This window comes from Streptomyces sp. NPDC002092, assembly GCF_053593775.1.
Map to the genome: position 1 here is coordinate 654,278 of NZ_JBSFDG010000001.1, position 16,127 is coordinate 670,404.

At 69.5% G+C, this 16,127-nt stretch carries 14 protein-coding genes, 1 tRNA gene and 3 pseudogenes; 11 read left to right on the forward strand and 7 right to left on the reverse strand.

Annotated elements, in window-relative coordinates; genetic code table 11:
* Window positions 1-9 precede the first annotated feature (9 nt).
* From fdhD to ACWCRD_RS03300, 3 genes and pseudogenes are all read right to left on the reverse strand, one after another.
* Window positions 10-858: a formate dehydrogenase accessory sulfurtransferase FdhD gene (gene fdhD / locus ACWCRD_RS03290; protein ID WP_450964246.1), complete on the reverse strand. Its 849-nt coding sequence runs from the start codon at window positions 856-858 to the stop codon at window positions 10-12.
* A gap of 8 nt (window positions 859-866) precedes the next feature.
* A pseudogene (locus tag ACWCRD_RS03295) lies at window positions 867-1,726 on the reverse strand (2Fe-2S iron-sulfur cluster-binding protein).
* Window positions 1,723-2,139: pseudogene (locus tag ACWCRD_RS03300) on the reverse strand (NADH-ubiquinone oxidoreductase-F iron-sulfur binding region domain-containing protein); the annotation flags it as partial. The pseudogenes ACWCRD_RS03295 and ACWCRD_RS03300, both read right to left, overlap by 4 nt.
* Window positions 2,140-2,307: 168 nt before the next feature.
* Between ACWCRD_RS03300 and ACWCRD_RS03305 the strand changes: the two are divergent.
* The 4 genes from ACWCRD_RS03305 (at window position 2,308) to ACWCRD_RS03320 (ending at window position 5,651) form a co-directional block, all read left to right on the forward strand.
* Complete coding sequence (locus ACWCRD_RS03305) at window positions 2,308-3,642, forward strand: OFA family MFS transporter (protein ID WP_450964247.1); 1,335 nt, start codon at window positions 2,308-2,310, stop codon at window positions 3,640-3,642.
* A complete protein-coding gene (locus tag ACWCRD_RS03310; protein WP_450964248.1) occupies window positions 3,611-3,745 on the forward strand; it encodes an MFS transporter small subunit in 135 nt (44 codons plus the stop codon). Before ACWCRD_RS03305 ends, ACWCRD_RS03310 begins: the two co-directional genes overlap by 32 nt.
* A 150-nt stretch (window positions 3,746-3,895) precedes the next feature.
* Entirely contained in the window at window positions 3,896-4,834 is a 939-nt protein-coding gene (locus ACWCRD_RS03315; RefSeq protein WP_450964249.1) for a beta-ketoacyl-ACP synthase III, read from the forward strand.
* A 139-nt stretch (window positions 4,835-4,973) separates the two neighbouring features.
* Entirely contained in the window at window positions 4,974-5,651 is a 678-nt protein-coding gene (locus ACWCRD_RS03320; protein WP_450964250.1) for a GntR family transcriptional regulator, read from the forward strand.
* A gap of 10 nt (window positions 5,652-5,661) precedes the next feature.
* Here ACWCRD_RS03320 and ACWCRD_RS03325 read toward each other — a convergent pair.
* Window positions 5,662-6,095 (reverse strand): annotated as a pseudogene (locus ACWCRD_RS03325) (thiamine pyrophosphate-dependent enzyme); the annotation flags it as partial.
* Window positions 6,096-6,441: 346 nt separating this feature from the next.
* Here ACWCRD_RS03325 and ACWCRD_RS03330 point away from each other — a divergent pair.
* Window positions 6,442-6,529 (forward strand) — tRNA-Leu (locus tag ACWCRD_RS03330).
* Window positions 6,530-6,587: 58 nt separating this feature from the next.
* Here ACWCRD_RS03330 and ACWCRD_RS03335 read toward each other — a convergent pair.
* From ACWCRD_RS03335 to ACWCRD_RS03345, 3 genes are all read right to left on the reverse strand, one after another.
* Entirely contained in the window at window positions 6,588-7,499 is a 912-nt protein-coding gene (locus tag ACWCRD_RS03335; RefSeq protein WP_450964251.1) for a YihY/virulence factor BrkB family protein, read from the reverse strand.
* A gap of 77 nt (window positions 7,500-7,576) precedes the next feature.
* The gene (locus tag ACWCRD_RS03340; RefSeq protein WP_450964362.1) at window positions 7,577-9,130 is read right to left on the reverse strand and encodes an FMN-binding glutamate synthase family protein; all 1,554 of its coding nucleotides are present in this window, start codon (window positions 9,128-9,130) and stop codon (window positions 7,577-7,579) included.
* A 411-nt stretch (window positions 9,131-9,541) separates the two neighbouring features.
* Complete coding sequence (locus ACWCRD_RS03345) at window positions 9,542-10,027, reverse strand: MarR family winged helix-turn-helix transcriptional regulator (RefSeq protein WP_450964252.1); 486 nt, start codon at window positions 10,025-10,027, stop codon at window positions 9,542-9,544.
* A 145-nt stretch (window positions 10,028-10,172) separates the two neighbouring features.
* Here ACWCRD_RS03345 and ACWCRD_RS03350 point away from each other — a divergent pair, with 145 nt between their 5' ends.
* From ACWCRD_RS03350 to ACWCRD_RS03375, 6 genes are all read left to right on the forward strand, one after another.
* Complete coding sequence (locus ACWCRD_RS03350; RefSeq protein WP_450964253.1) at window positions 10,173-11,333, forward strand: PP2C family protein-serine/threonine phosphatase; 1,161 nt, start codon at window positions 10,173-10,175, stop codon at window positions 11,331-11,333.
* Window positions 11,334-11,475: 142 nt separating this feature from the next.
* Window positions 11,476-12,360 (forward strand): STAS domain-containing protein, encoded by an 885-nt coding sequence (locus ACWCRD_RS03355; protein ID WP_450964254.1) that lies wholly within the window; start codon window positions 11,476-11,478, stop codon window positions 12,358-12,360.
* Window positions 12,361-12,404: 44 nt separating this feature from the next.
* A complete protein-coding gene (locus tag ACWCRD_RS03360; RefSeq protein WP_450964363.1) occupies window positions 12,405-12,770 on the forward strand; it encodes an STAS domain-containing protein in 366 nt (121 codons plus the stop codon).
* Window positions 12,770-13,213, forward strand: coding sequence for an anti-sigma regulatory factor (locus tag ACWCRD_RS03365; protein WP_450964364.1), 444 nt, complete (start codon window positions 12,770-12,772; stop codon window positions 13,211-13,213). Before ACWCRD_RS03360 ends, ACWCRD_RS03365 begins: the two co-directional genes overlap by 1 nt.
* Window positions 13,213-14,271, forward strand: a complete 1,059-nt coding sequence (locus tag ACWCRD_RS03370; RefSeq protein WP_450964365.1) for a SpoIIE family protein phosphatase — start codon at window positions 13,213-13,215, stop codon at window positions 14,269-14,271. Before ACWCRD_RS03365 ends, ACWCRD_RS03370 begins: the two co-directional genes overlap by 1 nt.
* Window positions 14,258-16,006 carry a PP2C family protein-serine/threonine phosphatase gene (locus ACWCRD_RS03375; RefSeq protein ID WP_450964255.1) on the forward strand — a complete coding sequence of 583 codons (1,749 nt, stop codon included), beginning with the start codon at window positions 14,258-14,260 and terminating at the stop codon, window positions 16,004-16,006. Before ACWCRD_RS03370 ends, ACWCRD_RS03375 begins: the two co-directional genes overlap by 14 nt.
* Window positions 16,007-16,127 lie beyond the last annotated feature (121 nt).

Genomic DNA, 16,127 nt, shown 5'->3' on the forward strand with positions numbered 1-16,127 from the left:
GAGAGCCGGTCACCCCTGGGCGGCCGCGGTCCGCAGAGCGATGCGGTTCTCGCCCGCGTACACGTTCATGGAGCTGCCCCGCAGGAAGCCCACGAGGGTCAGGCCGGTCTCCGCGGCCAGGTCGACGGCGAGCGACGAGGGTGCCGAGACCGCCGCCAGGACCGGGATCCCGGCCATGACCGCCTTCTGCGCCAGCTCGAAGGAGGCGCGGCCCGAGACCAGCAGGATCGTGCGGGACAGCGGCAGGTCGCCGCTTTGCAGGGCGCGGCCCACCAGCTTGTCGACCGCGTTGTGCCGGCCCACGTCCTCCCGTATGTCCAGCAGCTCGCCGGCCTCCGTGAACAGGGCCGCCGCATGCAGACCCCCGGTCCGGTCGAAGACCCGCTGGGCCGCGCGCAGCCGGTCGGGGAGGCTCGCGAGCAGCTCGGGTTCGACGTGGACCGGGGGAGTGTCGGCGATCGGCCAGCGGGCCGTCGTACGGACCGCGTCGAGGCTCGCCTTGCCGCACAGCCCGCAGGACGAGGTGGTGTAGACGTTCCGCTCGAGCGTGATGTCGGGGATCGTGACTTCGGGCGCGGTCCGCACGTCCACCACGTTGTACGTGTTCGAGCCGTCGACCGTGGCGCCCGCGCAGTACACGATGTTCTGCAGGTCGTCCCGCTCGGCGAGCACGCCCTCGCTGACCAGGAAGCCCGCGGCCAGCGCGAAGTCGTCGCCCGGGGTGCGCATGGTGATCGCGAGCGGCTTGCCGTTCAGCCGGATCTCCAGCGGTTCCTCGGCGACGAGCGTGTCCGGGCGGGACGAGACCACCCCGTCGCGGATGCGGATCACCTTGCGTCGTTCCGTGACTCGTCCCATGTCGTGTCTCAGTCCCGGTTCTGTACGTGCTGGTAGCCGAAGCGGCCCTTGATGCAGAGGTTGCCGTGGGTCACCGGGTTGTCGTGCGGTGAGGTGACCTTCACGATTTCATTGTCCTGCACGTGGAGAGTGAGGTTGCAGCCCACTCCGCAGTACGCGCACACCGTCGTCGTCTCCGTCTGCGCCGACTCGTCCCAGGTACCCGCCGCGCGCATGTCGAACTCCGACTTGAACGACAGCGCCCCCGTCGGGCACACCTCGATGCAGTTGCCGCAGTACACGCACGCGGAATCGGTGAGCGGGGCGTCGTGCTCGACGGCGATCCGGGCGTCGAAGCCGCGGCCCGAGACCGAGATCGCGAAGGTGTTCTGCCACTGGTCGCCGCAGGCGTCCACGCACTTGTAGCAGAGGATGCACTGGTCGTAGTCGCGCACATACAGATCGTTGTCGACCTTGGGTTCCTCGCCCAGGCGGGCCGCGTCCGGGCCGAAGCGGTCCGGTTTCGCCTCGTACTCCTTGATCCATTCGGCGACTTGTGGAGTCGTCGATAAGTCGACCGAGGAGGCGAGGAGTTCGAGGACGACCTTGCGGCTGTGGTGGGCCCGTTCCGAGCCGGTGCGGACCTCCATTCCGGGCTCGGCCCTGCGGGAGCAGGCCGGGACCAGTGTCCTGGATCCCGCCACCTCGACCATGCAGACGCGGCACGCGTTCTTGGGGCGCAGGGTGTCCCCCTGGCAGAGGGTCGGATGTCCTTCCCCGCCGCCCGGCAGGCATCGAGGATCGTCGAACCCTCGGGAGCGCGCACCGGCTCCCCGTCGATGGTGAACTCCAGCAGCCGGCGCGGGATCCCCAGCGGCGTCACGGTCATTCGTACGCCCCCAGACGGTCGACGGCGGATTCCACGGCGTTCCACGCGGTCTGTCCCAGGCCGCAGATCGAGGCGTCCCGCATCGCGCGGCCGACCTCCCTGAGCAGGGCGATGTCATCGGCCGCCGCCGCGCCCGTGCGCTCGGCGATCCGGTGCAGCGCCTCCTCCTGGCGCACGGTCCCGACCCGGCAGGGCACGCACTGGCCGCACGACTCGTCGCGGAAGAACTCGGCGATGCGCAGCAGCAGCCGGGGCAGCGGGATCCTGTCGTCGAAGGCCATGACGACACCCGAGCCGAGCGTGGTGCCCGCCTCGCGGGTGCCTTCGAAGGTGAGGGGGATGTCCAGTTCGTCCGGCCGTACGAAGCCGCCCGCCGCCCCGCCGAGGAGCACCGCCCGCAACCGGTCCCGCACCTCGTACGACGACCTCCCGCCGCCAATGGTGGCGGGGGCCACAAAACTCCGCGCACGGTTGGGGAAACCGGGCGGTCCGACCGTTCGGCGCTCGCCGTGTACCGCTCATCGCATACGGTCGACGCGCCGCCTTCTCAACTCCCTTGCCGCTCCCTTACGTTCGGGATCATGAGTCCCCCCGTCGCACCGGCCGGCTGGAGCCGCTGGCTGGTTCCCCCCGCCGCTCTCTCCGTCCATCTCTCCATCGGCCAGGCCTATGCCTGGAGCGTCTTCAAGCCGCCCCTGGAGTCCTCGCTCGGTCTCAGCGGAACGCAGAGCGCGCTGCCCTTCCAGCTCGCCATCGTCATGCTCGGTCTGTCGGCCGCGTTCGGCGGCACGCTGGTGGAGCGCAACGGGCCGCGCTGGGCGATGACCGTCGCCCTGGTCTGCTTCTCCTCCGGCTTCCTGATCTCCGCGCTGGGCGCGGCCACCGAGCAGTACTGGCTGATCGTCCTCGGCTACGGCTTCGTCGGCGGCATCGGCCTCGGCATCGGTTACATCTCACCCGTCTCCACACTGATCAAGTGGTTCCCGGACCGGCCCGGCATGGCCACCGGCATCGCGATCATGGGCTTCGGCGGCGGCGCGCTCATCGCCTCGCCGTGGTCCACGCAGATGCTGGAGTCGTTCGGCGCCGACAGCTCCGGGATCGCGCTCGCGTTCCTCGTGCACGGGCTGTCGTACGCCGTCTTCATGGCGCTCGGCGTGCTGCTGGTGCGGGTGCCGCGCAGCGAGCGGCCGGTCGAGGGCGCCCCGAGCGCCTTCCAGGGACCGCAGGTCTCCGCGGGCACGGCCATCCGCACCCCGCAGTTCTGGTGTCTGTGGGTCGTGCTCTGCATGAACGTGACCGCGGGCATCGGCATCCTGGAGAAGGCCGCCCCGATGATCCAGGACTTCTTCAAGAACACCTCGACCCCCGTGTCCGTCTCGGCCTCGGCCGGTTTCGTCGCACTGCTCTCCGCCGCCAACATGGCGGGCCGCATCGGCTGGTCGTCCACCTCCGACCTGATCGGACGCAAGAACATCTACCGCGTCTATCTGGGCTTCGGCGCGCTGATGTACGCGCTGATCGCGCTGTTCGGCGACTCCTCCAAGCCGCTGTTCGTCCTGTGCGCGATGGTGATCCTGTCCTTCTACGGCGGCGGTTTCGCGACCATCCCGGCCTATCTGAAGGACCTGTTCGGCACGTACCAGGTCGGCGCCATCCACGGTCGGCTGCTCACCGCCTGGTCCACGGCCGGCGTCCTCGGGCCGCTGATCGTGAACTGGATCGCCGACCACCAGAAGGAGGCCGGCAAGAGCGGCGCCTCCCTGTACGGGCTCTCCTTCATCATCATGATCGGACTGCTCGTCGTCGGCTTCGTCGCCAACGAACTCGTCCGGCCCGTCAACGCCCGCCACCACATCCCCGCCCCCAGGGAGGAGACCGTCGATGTCGAACGACAGCAGCCGGAGTCGGCCTGACCGGCGCCCGCTGATCGCCTTCGCCTGGCTGTGGGTGGGAGCACCGCTCGCCTACGGGGTGTACGAGCTCGTACAGAAGGCGACGAAGCTGTTCACCGGGTGACTGTTCGGAAAGTGTTCGGGCGTCCGAAGGCCTGACAGAAGCCGACAACCATGGCGCCCGAATCCTGTCGTCTTGGCTGCCGTCGTACCCGTGAGTCACTGATCAGACTGGTGGATCCCGCTACCCAAGGCAACGAGGGGGACCACCTCAATGAACGGCTCGCGCATCGCCGCCGTCGGCCACTACCAGCCCGCCAAGGTGCTCACCAACGAGGACCTGGCGGGCCTGGTCGACACCAGTGACGAGTGGATCACGTCCCGGGTGGGCATCCGGACACGCCACATCGCCGGACCGGACGAGCCGGTCGACGAGCTGGCCGCCCACGCCGCCGCCAAGGCGCTCGCCGCGGCCGGCCTCGCGCCCGGTGACATCGACCTGGTCCTGGTCGCCACCTCCACCGCCGTGGACCGCTCACCCAACATGGCCGCCCGGGTCGCCGCCCGGCTCGGCGTCCCCTCGCCCGCCGCGATGGACGTCAACGTGGTGTGCGCCGGGTTCACCCACGCCCTGGCCACCGCCGACCATGCGGTCCGGGCGGGTGGCTCGCTGCGTGCGCTGGTCATCGGCGCCGACAAGATGTCCGACGTGACCGACTGGAGCGACCGCACCACCTGCGTGCTCGTAGGGGACGGGGCGGGCGCCGCCGTCGTGGAGGCCGCGGAGGAGCCCGGCATCGGGCCCGTGCTGTGGGGCTCCGTGCCCGAAATGGGGCATGCGGTACGCATCGAGGGCACGCCCGCGCGGTTCGCGCAGGAGGGACAGAGCGTCTACCGCTGGGCCACCACCCAGCTGCCGCCCATCGCCCGCAAGGCCTGCGAGCGCGCCGGACTCGTCCCCGAGGACCTCGCCGGGGTCGTCCTGCACCAGGCGAACCTGCGCATCATCGAGCCCCTCGCCGAGAAGATCGGCGCCGTCAACGCCGTCGTCGCGCGGGATGTCACCGAGTCCGGGAACACCTCGGCCGCGAGCATCCCGCTCGCCTTCTCCAAGCTCGTCGAGCAGGGCGCCATCTCGACCGGGGACCCGGTGCTGCTGTTCGGATTCGGCGGAAACCTGTCGTACGCCGGACAGGTCGTCCGCTGCCCGTGACCTGCGCGTGCGGTCCGGTGTGACGCACTTGACCACCCGTAGCCCTGGCCACTGTGCGCCGTAGACTGTAGACGAAAGACAATCCATACTGGCTTTCCGGCTGCAGTTGCTCCGCGCTGCTCAGGAGGGGGACCGACCGATGTTGTCGACAGGTCTGCCGCAGGGTGCGGTACCCAAGCTCGAACGGCCCGGCCCGCTGCGCGACCGTGTCTACGAGGCGCTCCTCGAACTGATCACCACGCGCGCCCTGCAGCCCGGCCAGCACCTCGTCGAGAGCGAACTCGCAGGCCATCTCGGGGTGTCCCGGCAGCCCGTACGGGAGGCGCTGCAGCGGCTGAACACCGAGGGCTGGGTCGATCTGCGGCCCGCCCAGGGCGCGTTCGTGCACGAGCCCACGGAGGAGGAGGCCGACCAGCTCCTCACCGTCCGCACGCTGCTGGAGGCCGAAGCGGCCCGGCTCGCCGCCGCCAACGCGGGCAGCGCCGGCATCTCGGTGCTCGAGGAGCTGTGCGCGGAGGGCGAGAAGGCCGTCGCCGCGGACGACGTGGACGGCGCCGTCGCGATGAACGCCCGCTTCCACGCGAAGATCATGGACCTGGCGTGCAACGCGGTCCTCGCCGAGCTCGCCGCCCAGGTCGACCGCCGGGTGCGCTGGTACTACACCCCGGTCGCCCGGCAGCGCGGACAGCAGTCCTGGATCGAGCACCGGGAGCTGATCGCCGCAATCTCGAACCGGGACGAGCAGCGGGCCACAGAGCTGATGCGGGAGCACACGGAGCACACGCGGCGGTCGTACCACGACCGGGCGAAGTCCTGACCTGAGCCACGGCGCGGTCAAGGGGCGGTCGGGCGGGGTCGCGGATCTCCTCGCCGTAACCGCCCAGCATCTGCGCGAACTTGTCGTAGTGGACGTCGCCGAGGGTGTTGCCGACCGCTCGCGCTCCAGGCCGTACTTCTGGGCCTGGCCGTAGCGGATCTGGTTCATGGAGGAGTTGTTGCCGACGATGCCGACGAAGAGGTCATAGCGGACGAGGGTTTCGAAGTCCCAGCCGGTGAGGGAGAAGGCGCCGTCGCCGAACAGGGCGACGACCTCCTTGTCGGGCCGTGCCTGTTTGGCCGCGAGGACGAAGGGGACGCCGACGCCGAGGGCGCCGAGCGGGCCCGGGTCCATCCAGTGCCCGGGTGACTTGGGCTGGACGACCTGCCCGGAGAAGGTGACGATGTCGCCGCCGTCGCCGATGTGGACGGAGTCCTCGGTGAGGACGCGGCGCCTTCGTCGGCGGCGAGCTGCTGGTGCGCGCCGTGACCCAGGGCCCGGCGGGAGAGCGGCTGCCGGGGAACTTCCCGGACTACCACCTCATGCCGTGACCCAGGCCCGGGTGGCGCCCCGCCCCAGGGGAGCCACCCGGCGATCACCTCGCACGGCGCGATTCCGGCCGGAGGCCGTAGCCGCGCAGTCACCTCCGGTGACGCGCCCTGCTGCCCGCGCCCGACCCTCCGGATCTGGTGTCCGAGGGGCGGATATGCAGGTGAAGGGCGCTCCGAAAGCTTGGTATTGTTGTCCATGTCGCCGCCGGGAACACCCCCGGCCAGGCGGCAGACACCTGGTCCGGGTGGCGGAATGGCAGACGCGCTAGCTTGAGGTGCTAGTGCCCTTTATCGGGCGTGGGGGTTCAAGTCCCCCCTCGGACACCAGCAGGGACGTTCACGAGATCGTCCCGGAACTCACGAATTACCGGTCGAGTCATGTGACTCACCGGTATTTCGTCGTTTCTGGGGCCTGGGTCGGCGACGCTGACGCGGTAATCGCTGCCGGCCGATGCGGGGCGGGTTTCGCCAGCTCGGAGTTGAACTGAGCGCCGATCAAGAGGGCCAGATTGGACAGCCACAGCCAGATGAGGAAGACCACCACGCCCGCCAGCGAACCGTACAGACGGTGGTAAGTGCTTACGTGCGAGGCGTAGAGGGTGAAGCCGTAAGAGATGGTCAGCACAAGCACGATCGCCAGCCCGCCACCCGGCGCCATTTTCCGCACCCGTCTCGAGGGAGCGGGACCTGACCGGTAGAGCACCAGGACCAGGGCGACCGCCACCGCAGCCAGAGCGGGCCAGCGCAGCGCGTCCCACGCGGTCTGGGGCACGGTGCCCAGGCTGAAGGCCCGGCCCAGGCGCCTGGCCAGGCTCCCGCTCACCAACAGCGCGAGAGTCGTCGTGAGCAGGAGGCTGATCAGTACGATCGCGGTGATGACGATACGCGGGGCGGTGCGCCATGCCGGCCGGTGTGCGTCGGCGTGGTGGATCGCGTGCAGGGCCCTGCGGAAGACACTCAGATAGCTGCAGCCAGACCACAACGCCCCCGCGACGCCGAAGAAGACCAGCATCCATGCCGCGGACGACTGTTGGGCCATCTGCAGAAGAGCATCGCGCAGCAGCCCGCGGGAGGTGAGCGGGACGACCCCTGTCACCCGGTCGATCACCTCAGGTGTCGTGGCGGGCATGGTCAGCCCAAGAACCGAGAGAATCACCAACAGGACGGGGAACAGGGCGAGGACGGCGTAGTAGGTGAGAGCGGCGGCCCAGTCGGTGACGTCATCGTTCCAGACCGCCACAGGTGTGCGACACAGCGCCGCCCACCACTCTTGCTTACGACCGTCATTGTCATCCATGATCATCCACTTCCCGCAGAAATGACCGGGCATCTCGCAACTGAGCCGGCGATGGCGAAGCCCCGTCCTTTGCCGGGCTAGATGGCGAAGTGGTCGGGGTCGGCCGCGGCCCAATCCGCGGCCCAGTCCGGCGGCGGTTCGGCGAGCAACTGCCCCGGCTCGAGCAGACCGTACAGCTGGTCACCGGGCAGGACGGTGGTCGGGTTGACGCGCCGTCGCAGCATGTGCGGGCGGAGCTCCGTGGGGTCGGCGACGCCCATGGAGGCCATGATCTGCAGGGCGCTGCGCACGGTCGCCTCCTGGAAGCGGCGCACCCGCTCGGCCTTGTCGGCGACGTCCAGGGCGCGGGCTCGGCGGGGATCCTGCGTGGTCACTCCGGTCGGGCAGGTGTTGGTGTGACAGCGCTGGGCCTGGATGCAGCCGAGTGCGAACATCATGGCGCGGGCGGCGTTGGTGTAGTCCGCGCCCTGCACGAGGCGCTTGACGATGTCGGCGCCCGTGGCGACCTTGCCGCTCGCGCCGATCTTGATCCGGTCCCGCAGACCGGTACCGACCAGGGCGGCATGCACGGTGGTCAGGCCCTCGGTCAGCGGGGTGCCGAGGTGGTCGGCGAACTCCAAGGGCGCCGCGCCCGTACCGCCCTCGGCGCCGTCCACCACGATGAAGTCCGGGGTGACGTCCTCGGCCAGCATCGCCTTGCACACTGCCAGGAACTGCATCCGGGAGGTCAGGCAGAGTTTGAACCCGGTGGGCTTGCCGCCGGCGAGCTCTCTCATGCGGGCGATGAACTGCACCAGTTCCCGCGGGGTTTCGAAGACGCGGTGGTACGGCGGTGAGATCACCGTCCGTCCCTGCGGCACCTCGCGGACGCGGGCGATCTCGGCGTTGACCTTGCCGCCTGGCAGGACTCCGCCGATGCCCGGCTTGGCGCCCTGCGAGAGCTTCAGGGAGACGCACTTGACCTGGGGGTGGGCGGCCTTGTCCGCGAACTCCCCCTCGGAGAAGTGGCCGTCCTTCGTACGGCAGCCGAAGTACCCGGTGCCGATCTCCCAGATGAGGTCCCCGCCGGGCCCGAGGTGGTATTCCGACAGACCGCCCTCGCCGGTGTCGTGGGCGAACCCACCGCGTGCGGCGCCCTCGTTCAACGCCAGGATCGCGCGGGTGGACAGGGCGCCGAAGCTCATGGCCGACACGTTCAACAGCGCCATATCGTAGGGCTGGGTGCAGCCGGGCCCGCCGACCCGCGCCTTCGGGGGACGATCGGCGACCGGTTTCGGCGCCATCGACGGAACCAGGTACTCGTACCCGATGGCGTCCACATCGCGGTCCGTGCCGAACGGCTCTTCCGCGTCCGTTCCCTTGGCCCGCTCGTAGACAATGGAGCGCACGTCACGGTCGTAGGGCCGGCCGTCGAAGTTGCGCTCGATGAAGTACTGCTGGAGTTCTGGCCGTACGGCTTCCAGCAGAAACCGCATGTGCCCGAGGATCGGGTAGTTGCGGAGGATGGAGTGCCGACGCTGCAGCAGATCGCTCACGCCGACCGCCGTCAGCACCATCAGCACCGCGGCCGGCACCCAGCACCATGCGGTGACGAGCAGCGAGAGAACCACGAAGACGATGGCGCCGCACATCACCACCGCGAAGAACAGCAACCGGGCCCAGCCCGAGATCAACGCCCGCACTCTTCACTCTCCTGCGCGGCCCACACCGCGCGTCCTGGGAACAGACCTCACATCAACCACGCAGAACTGGACCTGCTCCGCATGGCACTGTGCCCGCTTACCCGGAAGTGGGCAGATCAGACGCGTTCTACGCCGAGGTGAGGCCCACAGTCGACCGATGGCGGTCCGGGGGTATCCGAAGTGATGAAGGAGCCCTCAAGACGTTCATTGCCATTTGACAACAATGACCCTAGGACAACAAAGTAGCCGTGTCGTACCGCACGGGGAAGGATGTGGAATGTTCCGGTGGGCGGAGACCGCTCCGCGTGCTGGCCACCGAAGCCCCGGGGTGTGGCGGAGTTCGGTCGCACCACCCGGCGTTCAGGCCGTGCGGTTTCCGGGCTGTGCCCCGTTCACGTGTATCTGCAGTGCCGCCGCGTCGCAGAACGCCTCCAACCCCTCCAGCAGCGCCGCTCGTTTGCCGACGGGCATGAGCTGCAGCACCGCCTGCAGCTCATGTTCCCTGCGCGCGCGCAGCTCGTCGAGGAAGGTGCGACCCCGGTTGCTGAGGTGCAACCGGACCTCGCGCCGGTCGGCCTGGCTGATCACGCGCTCGACGAAGCCGGCTGCCACCAGCCGGTCACAGAGCCGGCTGGTGGCGGGGGGCGCGGAGGCGAGTGCGTCACACAGTGTGCGCAGGTTGATGCCGTCCTGGTGTTCCAGGGTCAGCAGCACCCGCATCTGCGACGCCGACGCCGGCGCGGTGGACGCCCGGCCCCACAGGACTTCCAGCAACTCTCCAGCCGTCGCGGTCACTCGGGCGATCTCGACGGGTTTCTGGCGGGGGCGGAAGGCGGCCACTGTCACACTCTCGCAGGCACTGGGACGGTCGCCAGCGTACTAGGCGCCCGTAGCGGCAACCGAAGGTTTGGACGGCTTGACGCGGCTATCGAGCGGCCTCGTCGCGAGCGAGGCCCGTAAGTGTCGCCGAAGGATTGGTGTGTTTACCACCGTGAACAGATATGTGATCGCTGAGCGGGCTTTGCGTGCAGCGGCACCCCACGAGTTGCTCGACGCCGTCCGTCGTGTGCTGATCGAGCAGTACGCGGCTGAGTCGGTCGACCTCCTGATGGCCGACTACGGCCTGACGGTGCTTCAACCGGTGGCGGTGCTGCCGCAGACCGCGAAGCCGGTGTCCGTGCACAACAGCGTGGCGGGCCGTGCTTTCGGTGCCCAGGAGCCGGTCGTCGAAGAAGATCGCAACGGCCGTGTGCGAGTGCACCTTCCCGTCAGTGTGCGCGGGGACCGGCTGGGTGTGCTGTCCCTGGCCCTGCCGCCCGACAGCGGGGTCCAGGACCTGCTCGGTGAGCTCTCCGACATCGCGGAAGTGCTCGGCCACGAGGTGGTCGTCGCGGAGCGGGACACCGACATCTACCTCCAGGCCCGGCGCAAGGACCGGCTCACGCTCGCCGCCGAGATGCAGTGGCAACTGCTCCCAGGGCGCTCCTGCTCCCGCCCGGAATACGATCTGGCCGCGCAGCTGGAGCCGGCGTACGGGATCTTCGGTGACAACTTCGACTGGTCCGCCACGGCCGACCACCTGATGCTGTACGTCACCAACGGCATGGGAGAGGGGATAGAAGCCTCCCTGCTGACGAACCTGGCCATCAACGCCCTGCGCAACGCCCGGCGCGCCGGGCTCGCCATCGACGACCAGGCCGCCCTGGCCGACCAGGCGGTGTACGCCCACTACCGGGGCCGCTGCTACCTGTCGGTGCTGATGTTCGACTTCGACCTCACCACGGGCCGCGCCGCCGTCGTGGACGCGGGCTCGCCGCGCCTGCTGCGGCTGCGTGGCGGAGCGGTGGAACGCGTCACCTTCGAGGCGCAGCTCCCGCTGGGCATGTTCGAAGAGACCGACTATGTGGTCCAGGAGTTCCGGGTGGAGGCCGGTGACCGGCTCGTCTTCGTCAGTGACGGGGTGTACGCGGTCGCCGATCCCAAGGGGGAGGCGTACGGCGATGCCGCGCTGGCCCGGGCTGTCCAGGCCACCCGGTTGCTGCCGGCCGCCGAGGTCCCGCGCGCCATCCTCCGGGAATTGACCGGACACCGCGGTCGTTCGGTTGCCGACGACGACGCGCTCGTCGTCTGCCTCGACTGGCACGGAATCTGACCGAGGTCCGGAATCGCCCGGGTGTCCGTATCGGTGTGGCGATCCCATGTTGTTTGCATCAGACCGGCGACGCTAACGTTTGCCACGAGGCAATAATTGCGTCTCAGATGTGGTCGATCAGTGACCCTGTACGGAGGAGACGATGAAGGTGTCGGAGCAAGAGGCGGTCGGGTCGACGGCGCGCCGACTGGGAACTTTCCTGGAGCGCCGCCGGGAGCAGATCGCTCAGCGTTGGGCCGATACGCCGCTCTTCCGGACCGTGTTCACCGTATCGCGGGAGGAAGCGGTCGACGCGTGCAAAGCCGTCGTGGACGCGCTGGCCGACGTCGCCTCGTCCGGACGCCTGGAGGACATCGCCTCCCCCGGCTTCGACAGCGTGCGCGACCAGCTGGGAGGCATGTCCGGTACACGGACCCGGGCGGGTTCGAGCCCGGCTCGGATCGCGGACGAGGTGGCCGCCCTGCGGGAGCCGGTCGATGAGTTGCTGAGGGCCGAGTTCTCCGATCCCTCCTCGCCCGAGGCAGCCGAGGGCCTGCTGGCGTTGACCGCCCTGATGGGTACTCTGCGGCTGGTGGTGATGCAGGCGGCGCTGAGCTCGGGCGAGGAGCTGATCGCACGGCAGCGGCAGCAGCTGCTCGAAGTCGCCACGCCGGTCATCAGTCTGTGGGAGGGCGTCGTCGCCGTACCGCTCATCGGTACGTTGGACAGCGCCCGCAGCCAGGTCGTCATGGAGTCCCTGCTGGAGGGCATCGTGGAACAGCGTGCCCGGTACGCGATCCTCGACATCACCGGTGTGCCCACGGTCGACTCGCTCGTCGCTCAGCACCTGATGAAGACGGTGGCCGCGGCACGGCTGATGGGCGCCGAGTGCATCGTCTCCGGCATCCGTCCGGCCATTGCACAGACCATCGTGCAACTCGGCATCGATCTCGGCTCGGTCCTCACCCGCGCCTCACTCGCCGACGCCCTGGCCTACGCCCTCAGCCAGCTGGGCATCGAGGTGTCTCCCCGTGCGAGCATGCGGTGACCGCTCCCTTCCCGGGTCACGCGACCGTGGTGCCGGTCCTGGTGATGGGGGAGACTCTGCTGGTCACCCTCCAGGGGGAGCTGCACGACGGTACGGCCGAGCAACTCCAGCAGGACATCAGCCATCGAATCGCCGGCAGCGGGGCGAGCGGTGTGATCATCGACATCTCCGGTGTGGAGACCGTCGACTCCTTCCTGGGACGGATCCTTGCCGAGATCGCGGCGAGCGCCAGCTTGCTGGCGGCCCGCACGGTCGTCGTCGGCATGCGGCCGGCCGTGGCGATCACCCTGGTCGAGCTGGGCCTCACCCTGCCCGGGCTGACCACCGCGCTCGACATCGACCGCGCACTGGAACTCCTCGCCCGGACGTCCACACCGAGCGCCTCTGGCGGACACGAGAGGGCGACATGATGCCGGCCTCCGACCCCGCCGTCGAAACCAGCCTGCCGATCGCCTCGGACGTGGACCTCGCGTGGGTCCGTCAGCAGGTACGCCAGAGCGCGGCCGACCTCGGATTCGGGCTGGTGCAGCAGACGAAGCTGGTCACCGCCGCCAGCGAGCTGGCCCGCAACACCCTGGTCCACGGAGGTGGCGGGCACGTGGACATCGTGCGATTGACTGCACGCATGGCTCAGGGGCTGCGGCTGTCCTTCGTCGACACAGGCCCTGGCATCCGCGACGTCGAGCTGGCCATGACCGACGGATACACCAGTGGAGGCGGTCTGGGACTCGGTCTCAGCGGTGCCAGACGCCTCGTCGACGAGTTCGAGATCGACACCGAACCCGGTCGCGGCACGACTGTCACCGTCATCTCCTGGACCACAGGGGTACCCGCGGCACGGCCGGGGGCGTGATGGCACGGGTCTGGGACATCCCGGTGCACGACTCCACTCGAGTACGGGACGTCCGGGTGGCGGTCGAGGCGGCCAGCACACAGGTACGTCTCGACTCTCACCGCACCGCGGTCGCCGCCCTGGTCGCCACCGAGCTGGCCACCAACCTGGTCAAGCACGCCAACGGCGGTCGCGTCCTGATCGAGCTCGTCGACCAGCCCGGCGTCACACGCACCTCCGGGGTGCAGGTGACAGCCCTCGACTACGGTCCAGGTATCCAGGACATCACTGCGGCCACCCGTGACGGGTACACCACCAGCGAGGCGTCGCTGGGCGCCGGCCTGGGTACCTGTCTGCGCATATCCAGCGAATTCGACCTGCACAGCACCCCCCGCGGTACCGTCGCGGTCGCACGTTTCGACCAGGAGCCCGCAAGGCGTCGGGAACGGAGCGAGCAGGGCCCGAGGGCTGGAGGGATCAACGTACCGCTCGACCGGGCCGAGCACTCGGGAGACGCCTGGAGCTTCGCCCGGTCGGGCAGCCACGTGACCCTGATGCTCGCCGACGGCCTCGGCCACGGCGCCAAGGCGGCGCAGGCGTCCGGCGCCGCCGTTGCCGAGCTGCACCGCTCGGCACACCTGCCACCGGAGGAGATCCTGCGCCACATGCATCCGGCGCTTCGGTCCACCCGAGGCGCCGCGGTCGCCGTGGCACAAGTCGACACCGACAGCGGGGGACTGGCGTTCGCCGGCGTCGGCAACATCGGTGCCCGTCTGCATGTCGGCGCCACCTGGGACCACTTGATCTCCCATCCGGGAATCGTCGGCGCTCAGTTTCCGGCGACCGTGCCCGTACGTCGCCTGCCCTGGCGGCCTGGGAGCCTGCTCGTCCTGCACAGTGACGGGTTGCCCAGTCGATGGGTGCCGTCCGGGGACGCCGGCCTCTTCACCCATGACCCGGCGGTGGTCGCGGCGACCTTCCTGCGTGATGCCAGCAGCGCGGCCAGCCCGGTGCGCGACGACACCAGCGTGGCCGTCCTGGCCTCCGACCCCGTGGACCGACACCATGACCTCGCCTGACGTCCGGAAGATCACCACAGCTACGGAGGCCGCCCGAGCCCGGGCCTTCGCGGCGCATCTCGCAGCCTCCCTGGGCGCGCCCGAGATCGAAAGGGCGCGGTTCCTCACCGCGCTCACCGCAGGGTTGCGGCAGTCTCTCGGGCAAGGCGGCGCAGAACTCACCCTGACCGTCCAGGAACCAGGCCCGGACGGGGGCGTGCAGGTACGGGCCGTCGTACAGTCGGCCACGCCGTCCCCGGGACCTGCCTCGTCGTGGCAGCTCGCCCTGTCCTGCCCCGACCCGAGGGCACAGGGCCCGTCTCTCCCGGCGCAGCGGGACGACACCGCGTGGGCCGAAGCCCTACTGGCGGCGGACGAGGAGACGGCGGAGGTTCTGCAGAGGCTGGACGAGTCGGAGAACCTGCTCCGTCTCCACCGTGAGGAACTGCACCAGACCAACCAGGGCGTGCTGGCCCTGCACGCCGAACTGGACGCCGCGGCGCTGACCCAGCAGAAACTGCTCGACGCGGAGCGGGCCGCGCGCGGCGAGGCCGAGAAGGCGCGCCGCCTGCTGACCTTCCTCGCCAACGCCAGCGCGGTCGTCACCGCGTCGCTCGACCACGAAACCATCGTCCGCCGTCTGCCCGAACTGCTCGTTCCGGAGTACGCGAGCGAGGTCGACGTCTGGCTCTTCGACAAGGAGGAGCAGGCAGCCGGAAAGGGCCGCCACTCCGCCGCCGCAGTCGCCGCCGCCCGCACCGACCGCCCGCAGCACGCCGGGCCGCATCGCGGTGGCCTGCCCGGCACCGACGACCTCCCGCCCTCTGCTCTGTCGCCGGACCGCCCTCTGCTGTGCATCCCCCTCACCGTGCGGCGGTCCCTCGGCGTCCTGACGCTCGCTGCACCCGGGGACCGTTTCGACGCCGACACCAGCCTCATGCTGTTCGAGCTGGCTCGTCGTGTCGCCATCGGCCTGGACAACGCCCTGCGCTACGAACAGCATCGGGACACCGCCGAGGAACTGCAGCGCGCCCAGCTCACCGACCTCCCCACCGCGGACGGCCTGCACCTGGCCGCCCGGTACCTGCCCGCCACCCGCGGTCTCAACATCGGCGGCGACTGGTACGACGCCTTCTTCCAGCCCGATGGCAGCCTGCTGACCGTCATAGGAGACGTCACCGGACACGGACTGCGCGCCGCCGTCATCATGGGCCAACTGCGCACGGCACTGCGCGCGTACGCGATCGAGGAGACCAGCCCCGCCCAGATCCTCACACGGCTGCACCGCATGCTCTGCCACCAGCAGCCCAACCTCTACGCCACCGCCATGATCGCGCGCTTCCGGCCCGACGACCTCCAGGTGACATGGGCCGCCGCCGGCCACCCGCCGGCCGTGCTTCGTGCTCCCGGCGGCGCCGTGCGTGTCCTGGACGACAGGCCAGGGGTCATGCTGGGTGTCCCGATCCCGTTCGAGTACACGGACCACACGACCGAGATCGAACCGGGTTCGACTCTGGTGCTCTACACCGATGGTCTGATCGAGCGGCGTACGCAGGGCATGGACGCCGGGATCGAGTTGCTCTCCAAGACCCTGGCAGCACTGCACGAACCCGACCTCGAAGACCTGGACGCGTGCTCCGAGTCCCTCCTCAAACCTCTGGTCCACGAGTCCGAACGCGACGACGACGTCTGCCTCCTGCTGTGCCGTACCGCTCCGTTCATGAGTTCCGGGCGGGCGACAGGGACAGACATCTGACTCCCGCCGCATCGGTTCTGCGTCGTCCCATGTTCCGGTCATATGAAGGGCCGTGGCGAATTCGTCGGCGCTGATGCAAAGGTCGATGTCACCGGCCCGCCGTGGGTCGTGCCCGACCGCG

Coding starts and splice junctions, on each gene's coding strand:
- ACWCRD_RS03370 (WP_450964365.1), top strand. CDS start 13,213: ATGGCACGGGTCTGGGACATCCCGGTGCACGACTCCACTCGAGTACGG.
- ACWCRD_RS03340 (WP_450964362.1), bottom strand. CDS start 9,130: ATGTGCGGCGCCATCGTCTTCGTGGTTCTCTCGCTGCTCGTCACCGCA.
- ACWCRD_RS03375 (WP_450964255.1), top strand. CDS start 14,258: ATGACCTCGCCTGACGTCCGGAAGATCACCACAGCTACGGAGGCCGCC.
- ACWCRD_RS03355 (WP_450964254.1), top strand. CDS start 11,476: ATGAAGGTGTCGGAGCAAGAGGCGGTCGGGTCGACGGCGCGCCGACTG.
- ACWCRD_RS03310 (WP_450964248.1), top strand. CDS start 3,611: ATGTCGAACGACAGCAGCCGGAGTCGGCCTGACCGGCGCCCGCTGATC.
- ACWCRD_RS03335 (WP_450964251.1), bottom strand. CDS start 7,499: ATGGATGACAATGACGGTCGTAAGCAAGAGTGGTGGGCGGCGCTGTGT.
- ACWCRD_RS03320 (WP_450964250.1), top strand. CDS start 4,974: ATGTTGTCGACAGGTCTGCCGCAGGGTGCGGTACCCAAGCTCGAACGG.
- ACWCRD_RS03315 (WP_450964249.1), top strand. CDS start 3,896: ATGAACGGCTCGCGCATCGCCGCCGTCGGCCACTACCAGCCCGCCAAG.
- ACWCRD_RS03365 (WP_450964364.1), top strand. CDS start 12,770: ATGCCGGCCTCCGACCCCGCCGTCGAAACCAGCCTGCCGATCGCCTCG.
- ACWCRD_RS03305 (WP_450964247.1), top strand. CDS start 2,308: ATGAGTCCCCCCGTCGCACCGGCCGGCTGGAGCCGCTGGCTGGTTCCC.
- ACWCRD_RS03360 (WP_450964363.1), top strand. CDS start 12,405: ATGGGGGAGACTCTGCTGGTCACCCTCCAGGGGGAGCTGCACGACGGT.
- fdhD (WP_450964246.1), bottom strand. CDS start 858: ATGGGACGAGTCACGGAACGACGCAAGGTGATCCGCATCCGCGACGGG.